Origin of the sequence: Tenuifilum sp. 4138str (assembly GCF_041102575.1) — a bacterium.
Classification (GTDB): domain Bacteria; phylum Bacteroidota; class Bacteroidia; order Bacteroidales; family Tenuifilaceae; genus Tenuifilum; species Tenuifilum osseticum.
Map to the genome: position 1 here is coordinate 71,224 of NZ_JBGCUE010000004.1, position 18,858 is coordinate 90,081.

Below are 18,858 nucleotides of genomic sequence, written 5' to 3' on the forward strand. Positions count from 1 at the left end.
AAAATTAACAGTATAGGTTTTAGTATAGGTTAAGGTGTTGTACTATGCCTTAGCTTTTTTATTAGTATCAACTCGATAAATGGTGTAATAAATATGAATATGAGACGACTGATTAATTTTCTTGGGTTATTAGCGCTACTAGTTTTATGCGTTAAAACCGCTTACCCTGAAGGAACCAAACAGCTTATGCCTAACTCAAGCGATAGGCTTTGGCTGGAGTTTAACGTATTTCAAACAGGTAGTAACGATTTTGCAGGTTATGATTGTCCTGTGGAAAAACGTTTAAACATTAGGTTGAATGCTGGCGAAAAGGTGTTCTTCGGGTTTAAGATGAACACGGTAAATTATGGGGGAAATGTTAATACTGATCCGGCCAGGGTAAGGTTTAGAATTAGAAAACCTGATGGAACCATTGCATACGCCGAAACTGCAATGCCTACTTCTGGTGCAGGGTACATTACAAATTACACACAGGCAATTAACGGTCCAAATGGCGCTAAGCTAAATGGCGTTACTATTACAGCTGGTTATTCCCCTCTTTCCTTTACTGCGGATCAAACAGGTGATTACTATATTGAATTCAGACATCTTGATAACAGACGTTGGGCTCTTGAATTTTTTGATATCACTGTTACTGATGCCAGCAATAATATTATTACTAATCCAGGTGAGCCCAATATACCTGCTGGTAGAATTTATAGTAAGGGGTGGCAGATGACCACAACAAGTTTCACTGAGTATCCTGTTAACAATTTCTTTTACGTTTTCACTTCCGATGAGTTTGTTAATAAAATCAATTTCCAGTACTACCCTTTCTCATTCAAATTCCAGTCAAACTCCTATGGTATAATTCCAGTAGCTTCGGAACCGCACTATATTAAACGCGCCCAGAGCAAGGATAATGACCAAACAGCCAATGCCATGGAGTATAGGGTATATTTGAATGACCCTGACAGGAGCATTTGGCCAACAACTCGTTTGGCGCCTCCCAAAATTCAAGTATGGGCTGAGGACACCCTCTTCTACGACTACGATTACATGCGTACCCCCATGCAGCTACCCGTTTCCGATTACGATGTGTACTTGGAAAAGAATCGAGTTGGCTGTCCCTATAGTTCGGTTGCCATTTTTAAAATGGAGATGAATATTGATGCCTTTGTCGCCATACTTATCGATATTGACGGGAATGGTTACTCAACCAGTGGAAGCGACAGGGTTATTTACCGGGATTTAAAGAAAGGGATAAACTACATACTTTGGGATTTTAAGAACGATGCAGGGGCTGAGGTTCCGGTTGGTGTTTACAATGCATCGGCAACCTTTATGGGCCGCGGACCAACCAACTTCCCCGTTTACGATGTGGAACAGTGCGATGGGGTAAGAACCTCCTCTGTTCGCCCGTTCCGCAAGCTCAATGCAACCATTTACTGGGACGATACATTTATATCACGCTGGGGCGATGAGACAGGTCAGGGTCTCATGGACGGAACCCAACGAGTGCAATTAGTTAATGGTGCAAGCGTTCCACGTATCTGGTCGTGGAATGCTGATTTACAAAACACCAATTTCAATGGAAACATGAATACCATGAACACCTGGTTCAACGCCATTGACCTTGGTTACTCAAACATTAAAATACATGTTACCCAAAGTGCCACCAAGTGTATAAACGGGCTTGCACCCTGGGTGGGCGATATATACAAGGAAGGTCCTCTTAATACCAACATTACCTTTACTCAGGCCGACTTTACCAGTAAATTTTTCGATCCTACAGGGGTTGCCCTAAAGGAGATTCGTATTACTACTCTTCCTTCAAATGGTACCTTGCGGGTTGGTGCAACTCCAATTAGTACTGTGCCTTACACTGTTACTGCTGCAAATCTTGCAAACCTAAACTTTGTGCCTACTTCCAACTGGTGGGGTCGTACATCGTTTACCTATGAGGGGCGCAATAACAATAACCTTTACTCCAACAATACCGAGCAGGTTTACCTTACTGTAAACACTCCACCAACCATTACACCTCCATCGGACCAGAGCGTTTGTACCAATAGCGAACCATCAACCTTACCATTTACCGTGAGCGATGGTTCACAAACACCTGCTGACAATATTGTTGTTACAGCATACTCACACGATCCCAACTTTGTACTAAATGGGAATATTGAGGTAGGAGGTACAGGTACTAACCGTTGGGTTAAGGTAACCCCTGTTGCTAATAAGAGTGGCCATGCCATTATTTACCTTATGGCTGACGATGGTTACTCAAAAACCATTCAAGAATTTGCCGTTTACGTTGGTCCCGATTTGGAATTCTCGGGCGATACAACTGTTTGCGTAGGACAGGACTTGTACCTGGTGGCTCAGGAACAGGGTGCTACATCCTATACATGGAAGTACGGAGCCACAACAATTTCCACAACTCAAACCCTAAGCCGTACCTGGGGTAATTTTAACGTGGGTCAATGGTCGCTTACTGTATCAAAGGGTGGCTGTACATCAACCCGTTACTTTACTGTTGATATATCACCAAATACTTCGTTTACAGGTGATGTGAATGTATGTGTTGGTGAGGCCATTGATTTAACCGCTGTTGAAAACAACGCCACCTATGAGTGGAAGAAGGGAACTATAGTGGTTTCTACTGCTAAGCAATTCTATAAGGCAAGCGCTGTTCTTGCCGATGCTGGTACTAACTATACCCTCAAGGTAACCAAGGCTGGATGTACAGCAACCTCAGCAGAATTTACTATAAGCGTAGTTAACCCCCCAAGTACCGGTTTAACAGTTACCGGTAGCACTGTCGATCCCGGTCACAATGGTACAATTACCGTTAACTCAACACAAAATGGAGTTACCTACAATGTATATAAAAACGATGTTTACGTAACTTCAGGTGTGGGAACAGGCGGTAATATTGTAATTACCATACCTGCTGCTAACCTCGAGGTGGGCAACAACCTGTTTGTGGTTAAAGCCGATAACGGGAACTGCGAAATTGCGCTCAGCTCAACCGCAACTATAGTTGTTCGTACCCCGGGTTTTACTATTTCAGCCATTTCGGGTAATACAACCGAGGCTGGTGGTACTGCAACCTTTACAGTTGTTCTTAAAACTCAACCCACCGCTAACGTTACCCTACCTATTAGTAGTTCCGATTTAACCGAAGGAACTGTTTCAACCGCATCGTTAACCTTTACCTCGGCTAACTGGAATGTGGCACAAACTGTAACTGTTACCGGAGTTGACGACTACATTGTTGACGGCAATATTTCCTATACCATAAATATTGGTCCTGCAACTAGCTCCGATACCTATTATAATGGTATCGACCCTGCCGATATCAACCTATTAAATATTGATAACGATGTTGCAGGAGTTAATGTTAGTCCAACCAGTGGCTTAACCACAACCGAGGCAGGTGGAACAGCAACCTTTACCATGCGACTTACCGCTCAGCCTGCAGCTAATGTCACCATTACACTTACTTCGAGCAATACCGCCGAGGGTACTGTAAATCCCACTTCGGTTACATTTACCTCTGCAAACTGGAATACAAACCAAACCATTACCGTTACCGGTGTCGACGATCAGGTTGATGATGGCGACGTGGTTTATACCATTATTACATCTAACACCAGCAGCGCCGATCCAGTATTTAACAACATAGCCGTTGCCGATGTTACTGTCACCAATACTAACAACGATGTTGCCGGTATCGTGGTTAACCCAACCAGTGGGCTTACAACAACCGAGGCAGGAGGTCAGGCTACATTTACCATTAGGCTAAATAGCCAACCGCTGAGCAATGTTACAGTTGGATTGAGCTCGAGCAATACCGCTGAGGGAACAGTTAGCCCAACATCGGTTACCTTTACTCCTGCTAACTGGAATTCCCCGCAAACCATTACAATTACTGGTGTTGATGATGATATTGACGATGGAAATATCAACTACACCATTATAACTGCGCCGGCAACCAGCACCGATACAAAGTATAATAATCTTAATCCGGCCGACGTAAGCGTAGTTAACATAAATAACGATAATGCTGGAATTACCGTAAATCCAACATCAGGTCTTCAAACCACTGAGGCAGGAGGTACCGCAACATTCACAGTAAGGCTCAACAGTCGTCCTACAGCCAATGTTACAATCAGTTTAACCTCAACTAAACCTGCCGAGGGTACAGTTTCGCCAACTTCATTAACCTTTACCGCTGCCAACTGGAATACACCTCAAACTGTTACCTTAACAGGCCAAAACGATTGGGTGGACGATGGAGATCAAGCATATAGCGTAAACGGAACAGCCTCAAGCTCCGATTCAAAATACAACGGACAAACCTTTAGCGTTTCCGCTACCAATATCGATGACGATGAGGCTGGAATTACTGTAAATCCAACTTCGGGCTTAGTAACCAGTGAGTCGGGTGGACAGGCTACCTTTACTATTGTACTAACCAGTCAACCCTCGGCTAATGTGACTATTGGACTTTCATCGAGCAATACCGCTGAGGGCACTGTAAGTCCTGCTTCGTTAACATTCACCACCGGTAACTGGAATATTCCTCAAATTGTTACAATTACCGGAGTTGACGATGCTGTAGCCGATGGTCCTCAGACATATACCATAATTACTGCTGCAGCAACCAGCACCGATCCGTTATACAACGGCATTAACCCAACCGATGTTTCGGTAACCAATAATGATAACGATGTGGCTGGGGTAACTGTTACTCCCACTTCGTTATCAACAAACGAAAGTGGTAGCGCAGCAACATTTACGGTTGTTCTTAACACCAAACCCACCGCCAATGTTACCATTGACATATCAAGCAGCGACCTTACTGAAGGTACGGTATCGCCTGCAAGCTTACTTTTTACAACTTCCGACTGGAACACACCAAAAACAGTGACTGTAACTCCCGTTAACGACGATGAGGATGATGGTGATATAACCTATACCGTAGTTACATCCAACGCTGTAAGCACCGACCCGGTTTACAACAACCTAGCTGTAGCTGATGTTTCTGTAACCAATGTTGATGATGATAACGCTGGCTTTATAGTTACTCCAACATCGGGATTGCAAACCACCGAGGCTGGGGGCACTGCAACCTTTACTGTTCGTTTAACTTCTAGGCCAACCGCTAATGTTACAGTTAACTTGAGCTCAAGCAATACTGCCGAGGGTACCGTTTCGCCTGCAAGCGTAACTTTCCTTCCCAGCAACTGGAATGTAGCTCAAACCATTACGGTAACAGGAGTAAACGATGATGTTGATGACGATAATGTAGGTTACACTATAATTACTTCGGCTGCCAGCAGTACCGATACAAAGTATAATGGCTTAAATCCCGACGATGTTTCAGTAACCAATATCGATGATGATGTGGCCGGTTTCACAATTACCCCAACCTCAGGTCTACAAACCACCGAGGCTGGAGGAACCGCTACATTTACCATTCGCCTTAATACTAAACCTACTGCAGATGTTACAATCACGTTAACCTCAAGCAATCCTGCAGAGGGTTCAGCTTCACCAACCACATTAACCTTTACCACATCGAACTGGAACTCCGCTCAAACGGTTACCATTACAGGAGTTGACGATGATGTTGACGACGATAATGTAGCTTACACCATTGTAACCAACCCGGCTTCCAGCACCGATGGTAAGTACAGCGGCCTTAACCCACCTGATGTTTCGGTAACCAATATCGATAACGATACGGCTGGATTTACTGTGGCGCCTACATCGGGATTAACCACAACTGAAGCTGGTGGAACTGCTCAGTTCACAATCAAGCTCAACACCCGTCCAACGGCTAATGTAACTATTCCAATATCATCGAGCAATACCGCCGAGGGTACAGTTAGTGTTTCGAGCGTAACATTCACACCTGCTAACTGGAATGTTCCTCAAACCATAACTATTACTGGTGTTGATGACGATGTTGATGATGACAACGTTAACTATACCATTATTACAGGTGTTGCTTCCAGCACCGATACTAAGTACAATGGATTGAATCCAAGCGATGTATCGGTTACCAATACCGACAACGATACAGCAGGCATTACCGTTAACCCAACTTCGGGGTTAACAACTACTGAAGCCGGAGGTACTGCAACTTACACCATAAGGTTAAATACCCGTCCAACAGCCAATGTAACCATTGGCCTAAGTTCGAGCAATACTGCCGAAGGTATAGTTTCGCCCACATCGGTAACTATAACCCCTGCCAACTGGAGCAACCCAGTAACTGTAACGGTTACCGGTGTCGACGACTTTGTTGACGATGGAAATGTTACTTACACTATAGTAACCGCTGCTGCTACCAGTACCGATACAAAGTACAATGGTTTAAATCCATCGGATGTTTCGGTTACCAACCTTAACGATGATGTGGCTGGAGTAACAGTTGATCCTACAAGTGGATTGGTAACAACCGAGGCTGGTGCACAGGCTACATTTACCATTAAACTCAATAGCCGACCCACCGCCAATGTTTCTATCACTCTTAATTCAACAAATACCGATGAGGGTGTTATTTCACCCACAAGCGTTACATTTACATCATCAAATTGGAATACGCCACAAACCATTACTATTACTGGTGTAGACGATGATGTGGATGATGACGATATTGCATACACCATTGAAACCCAGCCCTGTGTTAGCTCCGATACCAAGTACGACAACCTGAACCCTGTTGATGTCTCAGTTACCAATCGCGACAACGATGTGGCCGGTTATATTGTATCGCCCACAACGGTATCGTATTCTGAAAGCGGAAGCCCTGTAACCGTTAACTTTAGGCTTGCTACTGAGCCAACAGCTAATGTTTCATTTACCATCACCTCTGAAAATACCGATAAAGGTACGGTTTCACCAGCCAGCTTTACCTTTACTCCAGCTAACTGGAATACTGACCAAGTGCTAACCATTACCCCGGTTAACAATTCAGTTGACGATGGCGATTTTACCTTTACTGTTACAACATCGGATGCTACCAGTACCGATAGTAAGTATAATAGCCTGAACCCGCCCGATATTCAGGTAACCTGTACCGACGATGATGTGGCGGGTATAACTGTATCGGCTATTAGCGGTAACACCCGTGAGGATGGTACAACAGCAACCTTTACGATAGTTCTTAATACTGAACCAACTGCCGATGTTACCATCGACGTTGAGTCATCAAATACTGCTGAAGGTACAGTATCTCCAGCTAGTGTAACATTTACAAGTGCCAATTGGAATACCCCTCAAACCATTACCGTAACCGGTGTCGATGATGTGGTGGCCGATGGAAATCAAACCTACACCATCATCCTTCATCCAGCTGTAAGTGCCGATACCAACTATAATGGCATTGATCCTGACGATTTATCACTGCAAAATATCGATGACGACCAAGCTGGAGTTAACATCTTCCCGGTAAGTGGGCTAATAACTACCGAAGCAGGTGGAACTGCAACGTTCCAAATGCAGCTTAACACTGCTCCTACAGCCGATGTAACCGTTAACTTTGTTTCAAGCAATACTAACGAAGGAACAGTATCACCTGCATCGCATGTTTTCAATGCAGGTAACTGGAACTCTCCTGTAACAGTAACCCTAACAGGTGTTGATGATGACATTGAGGATGGCGATCAACCCTATCAGGTTACAATAACCACAGCTAGTGCCGATGGCGATTACAATAACCTTGCCATTGATCCCGTAACCGCTACTAACCAAGATGATGTGAGTCCTCGACCAGTTGACGACAATACTGCAACAGATGAGGAAACATCAGTTAACATCAATGTACTTGCCAACGATAAGGGTCTCGATAAGGGAGTTAAATCAGTATCTATTGCAACCCAACCCGATTCCGACAAGGGTAGCGTTACAGTTAACCCCGATAACACAATCAGGTTTACACCGGTTAAGACTTACAATGGACCTGTTACTTTTAGCTACCGTGTTACCCTTAACAACGATAGCTGGGCCGAAGCGAATGTAACTGTTGATGTAACTGCTATTGACGATACTCCAGTAGCCGTAGATGATAACCGTGGTGCTTCATTAAACACTCCTCGCACCGTCGATGTACTCATAAACGATACAGGACTTGAGGATGGTGGTATTGTTGTAAGCATTGAGGAACAACCTGAACCTACCAAGGGATCGGCAGTTGCTAATGTTGACAATACCGTAACGTTTACTCCGGCCGCCGGTTATACTGGTATTGCTACCTTTAAGTATAAGGTATGCGATGCCGATGGCGATTGCGACATTGCTACTGTAACCATAAACGTTCGTCCTATTAACCATGTTCCAGTTGCCAACGATGATGCTGCAACAACTGTAGAAAATACGTCAAAGGCAATCAATGTATTGGCTAACGATAGCGGACTTGACGATGGATTTGGCAGTATAACCATTTTCACTCAACCCGCAAATGGTAATGTAACAGTAAATGCCAATAGAACCATAACCTATACTCCGAATAACGGGTTCACCGGAACCGACCAGTTTGTTTACATGTTGCAGGATATAGATGGCGATTACGATTTGGCTACTGTAACCGTTACTGTAAGTGCCAAACCAAATTCACTGCCTAAAGCTAATCCTGATAGTCGTGCAACCTCCAAGAACACCGCTGTTAAGGTAGATGTTCTTACAAACGATACCGGCTTAGATGATGGCGTTGCCTCGCTTACCGTAATTACTGATCCTTCCAATGGAACCTATTTGGTTAATGCTACAAACGATTCAATAACCTATACACCAAATAATGGCTATGTTGGAACCGATGTATTCCAGTACCAGGTTTGCGACACCGATGGCGATTGCTCAGTTGCTGCTGTAACTATTACTGTTAAGGATGGCATTAATCATGTGCCTGTTGCTAATAAGGACTCAGTGTCAACCATTATTAATAAGCCTGTTAACATCAATGTTCTTAAGAACGATAGTGGCTTAGATGATGGCTTTGGTAGTATTGAAATCTATCGTCAACCCGACTTTGGTACCGTTCAGGTAAATGCTAACCGCACCATTACCTATACCCCAACATACATGTTTGTAGGAACTGAAACATTCTACTACATGATTACCGATGTTGACGGCGATTTGGCCATTGGTGAGGTTAAGGTAACCGTAATAGACCGTCCCGATTACCTACCTGTTGCAAACGACGATCGTCGTGGCTGTAGCTTCAATACTCCCGTTGTTGTTGATGTACTGTTCAACGATACCGGTCTCGACGATGCTCCCGTTGCAGTTGCTATAACTCAAAGTCCAGCTCAGGGAACAGCAATAGTAAATGCCGATAACACAGTTACATTTACTCCGGCAAACGGTTTTATTGGTCAGATGACCTTCAAGTACTCTGTAACCGATGTTGATGGCGATAGCGATGATGCAACCGTAACTATAACGGTTAAGAGTGGAACCAACATTGTTCCTGTTGCTGCCGACGATGATGCAACCACTAAGGTGAATACTCCTGTATACATAAATGTACTGGCAAACGACCGTGGCCTCGACGATGGTTTTGGCTCACTCTACATTTACCGTCAGCCTGAGTTTGGAACAGTTGTGGTTAACGCAAACAGAACAGTTACTTACACCCCATCGTACATGTTTGTGGGAACTGAAACCTTCCAGTATGTGGTTGAAGATGTTGATGGCGATTATTCGCTTGCAACTGTTACTGTAACTGTACTCGACAAGCAAAATGCTATCCCTGTTGCAAACGATGATTATCGTGGTTGCAGTTTCAACCAAAGCGTTGTGGTGGATGTGCTGTTCAACGATACTGGCCTCGATGATGTACCGTTAACTGTTACAATCAGCCAACCTCCAGCCGTTGGCAATGTTGTGGTTAATGCCGACAACACCATAACATTCACACCAGCAACTGATTTTGTTGGACAATCTACGTTCCAGTATGTGGTTACCGATATTAACGGTGAAAGCGACGATGCACTGTTAACTATAACCGTGAAACCTGGTGCAAACAATGTGCCTGTAGCTCAAAACGATGTTGCCAATACCATTATCAACACACCTGTTGACATAAATGTACTTGCTAACGACACAGGATTGGAAGATGGTTTTGGTAATCTAACCATCCGAACTCAGCCCCTATTTGGAACAGTAGCCATTAATGCAAACCGAACCATAACCTACTACCCAAGCTACATGTTCCTGGGTACCGATACCTTTGAGTACTTAATTGAGGATGTTGATGGCGATTACTCCGTTGCAACCGTTACAGTTAATGTAACTGAGAAACCCGACGCACAGCCCGTTGCTAACGACGACCGTCGTGGTTGCAGCTTCAATACACCTGTTACCGTTGATGTATTGTTCAACGATACAGGACTTGACGATACACCACTTACCATAACTATTTCGCAGGCACCCACACAGGGATTGGCAATAGTTAATGCTGATAATACGGTTACATATACGCCTGAAAGCGGTTTTATTGGCCAAATGACCTTCCGTTACACCGTGACCGATGCCGATGGCGATAGCGATGATGCCTTAGTAACCATAACCGTAAAATCGGGAACAAATGTTGTTCCAGTAGCAGTAAACGATGCGGCTTCAACCTATGTTAATACCCCTGTTACAATCCCCGTTCTTGCCAACGATAGCGGCCTCGACGATGGATTTGGCTCACTTAACATATACCGTCAACCACAGTTTGGAACCGTGGTGGTTAACGCAAACTGTACGGTTACCTACACACCGAGTTACATGTTTGTTGGTACTGAAACATTCCAGTATGTAGTTGAGGATGTTGATGGCGATTACGCATTGGCAACCGTAACCGTAGCCGTAACCGATCGACCCGATGCTCAACCTGTTGCCAACGACGACAATCGTGGTTGCAGCTTTAACCAAACTGTTGTGGTTGATGTGTTGTTCAACGATACCGGACTTGATGATGCTCCTGTAGCCGTAACTATCTCTGAAGCTCCTGCACAGGGTACAGCCATAGTTAATTCCGATAATACTGTAACATTTACGCCGGAAACCGGGTTTATTGGAGCAATGACATTCCGTTATACCGTTACCGATGCCGATGGCGATAGCGACGACGCTCTTGTTACAATTAGGGTTAAGGAAGGAGTGAACATTGTCCCCCTTGCTGTTGACGATGAGGTAACTACACCAATGAACACCTCGGTTGACATTAATGTACTTGCTAATGACTCAGGTCTTGAAGATGGTTTTGCTGATTTAAGAGTACTGGTTCAACCGATGTTTGGTACCGTGGTGGTAAACTCCAATCGTACCATTATGTACACCCCATCGTACATGTTCCTTGGTACCGATTCTTTCCAGTATCTAATTGAGGATGTTGATGGCGATTACTCCGTTGCAACTGTCACCATAAATGTTGTTGAGAGAATTAACCATATTCCTGTTGCAAACGACGATTACCGAGGAACATCGTATAACACTCCTCGAGTAATTGATGTGCTGTTTAACGACACTGGAGTTGAGGATGTTCCTTTAACCATTACCATCGTTAATAACCCGAGTAATGGTATTGCCACGGTTAACCCCGATAATACCATTTACTATGAACCAAATAATGGTTACCTGGGAACCGATAAGTTAACATATAGGGTAACCGATGTTGATGGTGAATCAGATGAAGCAGACGCTTACATCAATGTTAAGCCATTTAACATGATTCCCGAAGCCCACGATGATTATGTTACCACAATTGTAAATACTCCTGTTGATGTTGATGTACTTGCCAACGACACCTTACTCTTTGAGGGTATTAAGAGTGTGCAAATTCACACCCAACCCAACTGGGGTACTGTGGTTATTAACAGCGATAATACAATCACTTACACTCCTGGCTATTTCTTTGTGGGTAACGATGAGTTCAAGTACTACGTGGAGGATGTTGATGGCGATTACTCCCTTGCTACAGTTTATATCACCGTAGTAGATAAACAGAACAACATACCAGTAGCTAACGACGATCGCCGCGCTACATCAAAGAATACGCCAGTTACCGTAGATGTACTCATTAACGACGACGGACTAGAAGATGGCTGGATTGCTGTTCATCTCGATCAGAACCCCGATCCATTAACAGGTACTGCTGTTCTTAACGCTGATAATACTGTTACATTTACCCCTGTAACCGATTATCTTGGATTAGCTACATTTACCTACTACATTACCGATAGGGATAACGACACCAGTAATGTAGCAACTGTTACCATCAACGTTAAGGAGGTTAACTTTGTACCAGTTGCCGTTAACGATACTGCAACAACCACCATGAATATACCTGTTCTGGTTGATGTTATTAAGAATGATTCTGGCCTTGAGGATGGTCTGTCATACATCAAAGTAATGTCGAAACCTCGCCATGGATTTGCCTACGTATTCGATAGCCGCAATATCCGTTACATCCCATCGAGCTGGTTTGTAGGCAAGGATTCCCTCTCGTATATGGTGGTTGATGAAGACGGCGATTACGGAATTGCTAAGATTTATATTGAGGTGGGTGAGCGGTTAGATCACAAACCCAAGGCTAACCCCGACGGTAGAGGAACAGTTAAGAACACCCCAGTTAACGTTGATGTGCTCTTTAACGATACAGGCCTTGAGGATGGTGGAATTAAACTGCTGTTAACCCAAATGCCTACTCATGGTAATGCAGTACTTGAGGCCAATAATACTGTTACCTATACACCAGCTACTGACTACCTTGGCGAAGATTACTTCCGTTACCAGGTTTGCGATTTCGATAACGATTGTTCTACCACAACCGTTACCATAAGGGTTAAAAATACCAACCTTATACCGTATGCGGTTAACGATACCGTTACTACCTACAAGAACCGTTCTGTTGAATTTGACCCAACCTTTAATGACCTAAATAAAACAGATGGTGGTATTATGGTAGTGGTTTATTCTCAACCCACCAATGGCACCGCAGCAAATACGGCTGCAACCAAGGTACGGTATACCCCCGGCACTGATTTTTATGGAGTAGATTCGCTCTGGTACTACATTCAGGATGTGGATGGCGATTACACATTGGCTAAGGTGGTAATTAATGTTCTGAACCGTGAAAACTACACCCCCGATGCCATTGACGATGAGGCAGAAACATACGCCAATACTACTATCCTTATTGATGTTCTACAGAACGACCTTTACCTAAACGATGGGGTTAAATCGGTAGAGCTTGTTACACCAGCCACAAATGCTAATATAATTGTAACCGCCGATTACAAGCTACAGTACACACCTTTAGCTGGCTATAAGGGTACCGAAAGTTTCACTTATAGGGTTTGCGACATCGACGATGAATGCGATATTGCAACTGTAACAGTAACCGTTAGTGTCGATCCAAATAAGAAAGTAGAAATACCTGAAGCATTCTCGCCCAATGGCGATAATATCAACGATACGTTCGAGGTTCAAAACATAGAGTTCTTCCAAAAGGTTACCCTATATGTTTACAACCGCTGGGGCAACCTGGTTTACAAGAGTGATAACTATAAGAACGACTGGGATGGCACCTCTAATGTTTCGATGGCTATAGGTTCAAAACTTCCCGATGGAACTTATTACTACTTGTTGGAAATTAAGGATACCGGCAAGCTGTATAAGGGAAGCGTATTTATTAAGCGTTCATACTAAAAGTTATGTTTATGAAAAAGATATTTTTAGTGATCTTTGGAGTTGCTGCCTTTGGGGCAGCAACTCTAAAAGCTCAACAGGAACCAATTTTTACCCATTACCTGCATAACCCGGTTTCAATAAATCCAGCCATTGCAGGTACCGTCCGTAACCTGAATATGAGCATGTTATCGCGACTGCAATGGGTAGGACTGGAAGGTGCACCTACCACTCTGAGCTACTCTGCACATATGCCCTGGCCCGATAAAAAAATTGGCGTTGGGCTGAATCTTATGAGCGATAACACTTGGCCTTTGAGTAATACCCATTTTTCAGGCTCCTATGCTTATCGCCTCAGGGTAACTGACGATATTACACTTTCGCTTGGTATAAAAGGGGGCTTCACCTATTACCATGCATCGGTTACCAATCTCGATGTGGTTAACCCCGATGACCCTGCGTTTACCCAGAATGAAAAACGCTTTTATCCAAATATCGGAGTTGGGGCTTACATTTACTCATACCAGTTCTATGCAGGGCTATCGCTTCCTCGAATGCTCCAAACATCCTTCAACCGTAAATTCGATAAAACCCTTAAAAGCCCGTTATATATCATAGGAGGGTATAATTATGAGCTTAATTCCGATTGGGTACTTATGCCCTCAATGCTGGCCGGTGCAATGATTGGAGTGCCAATGACATGCGATATTACAGCTCAGGCTCTTTATAAGGGACAATTCTATTTTGGAGCCCATTACCGCATTGGCGATGCTTTTGGGATCTTCTTCGATATGAAATTGAAACACGATATCTCCGTTGGCTATGCATTCGACTTCTCGTTGAATAAACTATCAAGAATCAATACAGGTACCCATGAGCTAATGATTTCATACTCATTTGCTCCGAAGTGGAAGTTTTAAAGTTTTCTAAATAAGGGTTATTTGAATTGATTTTTTTGGCAAGTTAAATTTATGTCTATAAATTTGCGTTGAGTTCAAAGAAACTAATTAGGATACGTTAAACTAAATTTTACAGAGATGGCATACAAAATTTCTGACGATTGCACCGCTTGCGGTACCTGTATCGATGAGTGCCCTGTTGAAGCGATTTCAGCTGGTGATATTTACAAGATTGACCCTGAAATTTGCACTGACTGTGGCTCATGCGCTGACGTTTGTCCTGTTGAGGCAATTCACCCCGCATAGTTGGTGATAAATGAATTATAAAATCCGTGCTATATGCACGGATTTTTTTATTCAATAAAGGCAAGAACTTTATTAGGGGTAAAGTGTGGTGGCGTTGGAATAGTTTGATCTAGGAGGGCTAACAGTAATTCTTTTGAAAGTTCTTTTTGGTTAACTGTTTTAAACCAACCCAGCTCATTCATTCTGTGTGCTAGGTACTTCTGTTCTGTTTGTCCCGGAGTTGGGATCAAAATGGCTCCCTTGTTTAGGTATACTAAATCCATAATGGTGCTGTAACCGCTTCGGCTTATTACATACTTGGAGTTTTTAATGGCCATAGCCATTTCGTCGTTACCTAGACTTCCTGCAAATGTTAAATTTCCAATAGTTTCCCAGCTGTTTATTTTAAGAGGATTACCCTTTAGTATTAGGGTTTTAAAATTAAGTTCACTTAAACAGAATATAAGAAAATTAATGAACTCAGTTTTTTGTGGCTCAGGGCCCGATGCAATAACCATTACATCCCATTGAGGGTTCAACTGTTTTACGGTGATCCCATTGAACCTTGAAATAGGACCAATATATCGTAAATTAGTTAATCCATTTGGCTCTGAGAGCATTCCGGCTATACGGGTAGTATTATTAAAGTCAGGAACCCATACCTCATCGAATCTGCTAAGTAAGTGTCGAATAACGTTTTCACCCAAATGTTTAAGAAAACCAAACGGTTTAGGTGGTATAACTCTAAGCTGGTGTGTGATTATGACCGATTTAGTTTTGGACGATCGGAACCCATACCGGTTGTCGGAAACGATGAGGGTAAAGCTTTTACCTTTTAAAAGCCTTTTCAGTTTGAAATGCTCTATTATTGTTACAAACGGAAGTTTTACGAGAAATGATAGCAGATTTAATACACTTGCCCTCCCCGTTCCCAGTTTCATTTTGGGAGAGTAAAAGTTAATTATTTCAGAATAGGGGCAATTATTTTTAATTAGCGCACCAAGTTCATTATTTGTAGCAACAGTTATTAAATAACCCTTATGTGAAAGTTCATGAATGACAGGGATAATTCTTGTAGCATGGCCTAATCCCCATGCAAGTGGCGATAGCAATACTCTCTTTTGTGTTTCCGGTTCCATCAACCCGACACCTGAGTTTTTATGCCTAATCTTTCAACTTTTCTGGCAATACCCTGTAATGTTGATAGTGGAATTTTGTGAAGGGTATCAGTGGGTGTTTCGCGAGCAATGGTGTATATCATCACATCCTTTGGCTTAATTTCCTGAATGGCTTTAAGCCAGGCATCCACCTCAGCATCGGTTGTATTGTCAATAGCTTTGCCCTTAAATGTCCCTTTCACAAAAAGCGTTTGTATGGTACAACGACCGCTAAATCGTTTTAGATTTTCTATTAAACTGCTAATCTCTATTTTGTACAAGGGTTGATTCAAAATTTCAATGGTTTCAGGAAAAACTGAGTCGAGCTTCAGAATGTTTTGATCAACCTTTAGTAAGCTCTCAAAAATGTGAGTATCGTGAATTAGGGTTGAGTTTGATAGAACAGCAATTTTTGCCGAAGGACAATACTTATCCCGTAAGGTAATAGTAGAGTCAATTATTGATGGGAACTCGGGATGTAGAGTAGGTTCCCCGTTGCCAGCAAAGGTTATAACATCGGGTAGTTCGCCCGTTTTCATCATTTCAACCAGTTTTGATTCAAGCGATTGCTCAACCTCCGATAATGTTGGGTAGTCAAGGGTAGCCATTGAGTCGGTCCAGCCACACTCACAGTAAATACAGTCGAATGAGCAAATTTTTTGGTTTGTAGGCAAAAGGTTAATTCCCAACGAAACCCCAAGCCTTCGGCTTTTAACAGGTCCAAAAACAATACTATCGAAAAGGAAAGTACCCATTTTTAAAATCTATATTAGACGTTTTGCTACACTCTTTTCCGTTGGTCGCATTTTGGTAAAGTCAAAGTGGTCAACTAAAACTAAACCGGGTTTCTTACCAACTTCAATAGTACCATACTTGTTGTCAATGTTTAACGCTTTTGCACCATTAATTGTTGCCCACTTTATGGTAGTATGAAAATCAACGGAGGGTAATTGTTTTTGAATAATCAGTATTTGGTTGAGAATTGAGAGCGAACTTGCCGACGCTAAGCTATCGGTGCCAATGGCAATATTAAGGCCCTTCAATTCAAACTTATCGAGCGGTGGAATTGCGTTTTCAATTAAAAGATTCGATTCGGGGCAAGTGACTAGGGTTAAACTGTGAAACCATCTGTTTAGCGATAAGATTTCATCGGGGCTTGCAAAAGTGTTGTGCACGAGCAATGCTTGAGCTTGTTTAGGGATATAACCAGTGATTACGGATATTGGGCTTTTACCTGAAGGAACTATAAAGGGGATGTTTGAATTTTTATACCGATGAAAAAGCGGGCCGTTTCCTGTGGCTAAAAATTCGTATTCTGCTCTGCTTTCACCGTAGTGGATACTTACAATTTCCCCCCCTTTTTCGTTTAAATATTCGGAAATAATTTCCCAGAGTTTTTCTGAAAGTGAATAGGTTGAATGAGGGGTTAAGCTAGTGCTTTCAGGGTAATGTTTAGTAAAGTCGTTATAAACAATTAGCCCTTGGCTAAATGTTTTCTCAGCCACATCTGGATTAATACCAAAGAGCTCAATAAAGTTATGAAAGTATAGATCTGATTTTTGCTTATGGGGTAAAGTTGAAGCAGAATTACAAATATCGGCAATAGCAACCGTTCCGCTTTTATATGCTTGATTTATGGCATCGGCAATGCTTTTGGAAATGTGCTCTTGGTTCGATTCTCGCTGTTCAGTTACAGCCTCAATGAACCCTGCAATGCCGGGTTTCTTTGCCTTAAGCCCCTTAAGGTGTGACAGTTCTAGGTGACAGTGGGCATTTATAAAGCCAGGAACAATTACCCCGTTGAAGAACTGAGTGGAGTGTATTTCACGGAAATCTGAATCGGGCTCAATTATCCTTAAAATTTCACCAGTGTCGTTGGTTTCAACTAACCCGTTACGAATGGGTGGACCACATACCGGAAAAATATAGTTAGCCCCAAAACGCTTCATAACGGTTGAGCCTTCTTAATCAACTTTTTAATTACCTTGACATTTCGGGTATCAATGGAATCAAGCTTGTCAAAATTTCGGGGCGAGTATGTAACCTTTAGGTTACTGAAAATTGCATTACGCTTAAAGTTTGAGGTTGAGTTGCCTGAGTCGTACAGCCAACCCTTGAGGTGAGTAATTTGCTTGTCGGTAAGCGTTAGCTTGTAGCTATAGCTATGAACGTTTCCATCTTTTACATAGGTGGCAAAAACGGGATTTTCTCTCACTCCAATCGGCGTACCATCGTCAAAGTAGAAAAAGATGTAGTGTCGTACGTTTACCCCTTCATCATCGGGAAAGAACTGGGCATCGAACGAAATGGTGTAATCACCAAGGTCAACCACAGGTATATCGAACCCCAGCGATGGGTTAGTGGAATACTCTATAGCCATATTCCAGCGTGTTTTATGGGGCCATAGGTTGTCGCTGCTATCCGAATTCCTATCAAGCGTGTCGGACTTTGAGGTTTCCTCTAGTTTGTCTCTCATTCGGGTCAATTCCATCACCACCTTGTCGAAAATGATATCGAATTTTTCCGTATTCCTTGAGTAGTACTTAACGGAACTGTCGAACTGAGCGGTTGTGTAGCCGTACGATTTTAGGATGGGCTCGTAGTAATCAATTGAGTCATGGCCATAAAGGATGTTGTGGGGTGGTGAACTTGTAACGCCATCGGTTATAAAAATCTTTGTGAGAATTTTTACCATGTCCCTTTCAGGAATGATGTAGCCTTTATTACAGGAAAGTAAAGAGAATATTGAAACTAAAATAAGGGAGACCGTTCTTCTCATTGGGATAACTATTTACCAGGTGTAATGTAAAACGCAAAATTCACTGCAAATCTATTACTTTTTTCAG

The 18,858-nt window shown here is 42.9% G+C and carries 7 protein-coding genes; 3 read left to right on the plus strand and 4 right to left on the minus strand.

Annotation, left to right across the window (positions count from 1 at the left end; translation table 11 throughout):
- Window positions 1-99 precede the first annotated feature (99 nt).
- The 3 genes from AB6811_RS05365 (at window position 100) to fdxA (ending at window position 14,876) form a co-directional block, all read left to right on the plus strand.
- Window positions 100-13,692: an Ig-like domain-containing protein gene (locus tag AB6811_RS05365; protein WP_369489413.1), complete on the plus strand. Its 13,593-nt coding sequence runs from the start codon at window positions 100-102 to the stop codon at window positions 13,690-13,692.
- Window positions 13,693-13,703: 11 nt separating this feature from the next.
- On the plus strand, window positions 13,704-14,591 hold the full coding sequence (locus AB6811_RS05370; protein ID WP_369489414.1) for a PorP/SprF family type IX secretion system membrane protein: 888 nt from the start codon (window positions 13,704-13,706) through the stop codon (window positions 14,589-14,591).
- A gap of 117 nt (window positions 14,592-14,708) precedes the next feature.
- Window positions 14,709-14,876, plus strand: a complete 168-nt coding sequence (fdxA, locus tag AB6811_RS05375; RefSeq protein WP_369489415.1) for a 4Fe-4S ferredoxin — start codon at window positions 14,709-14,711, stop codon at window positions 14,874-14,876.
- A 47-nt stretch (window positions 14,877-14,923) separates the two neighbouring features.
- Here fdxA and AB6811_RS05380 read toward each other — a convergent pair whose 3' ends face one another.
- From AB6811_RS05380 to AB6811_RS05395, 4 genes are read right to left on the minus strand one after another with little or no spacing between them, the layout of a single operon-like run.
- Complete coding sequence (locus AB6811_RS05380) at window positions 14,924-15,994, minus strand: glycosyltransferase (protein WP_369489416.1); 1,071 nt, start codon at window positions 15,992-15,994, stop codon at window positions 14,924-14,926.
- Window positions 15,994-16,767: a radical SAM protein gene (locus AB6811_RS05385; RefSeq protein WP_369489417.1), complete on the minus strand. Its 774-nt coding sequence runs from the start codon at window positions 16,765-16,767 to the stop codon at window positions 15,994-15,996. Before AB6811_RS05385 ends, AB6811_RS05380 begins: the two co-directional genes overlap by 1 nt.
- Window positions 16,768-16,776: 9 nt before the next feature.
- The gene (locus tag AB6811_RS05390) at window positions 16,777-17,961 is read right to left on the minus strand and encodes an amidohydrolase family protein (RefSeq protein ID WP_369489418.1); all 1,185 of its coding nucleotides are present in this window, start codon (window positions 17,959-17,961) and stop codon (window positions 16,777-16,779) included.
- Window positions 17,958-18,791 carry a DUF4296 domain-containing protein gene (locus AB6811_RS05395; protein ID WP_369489419.1) on the minus strand — a complete coding sequence of 278 codons (834 nt, stop codon included), beginning with the start codon at window positions 18,789-18,791 and terminating at the stop codon, window positions 17,958-17,960. Before AB6811_RS05395 ends, AB6811_RS05390 begins: the two co-directional genes overlap by 4 nt.
- Window positions 18,792-18,858 lie beyond the last annotated feature (67 nt).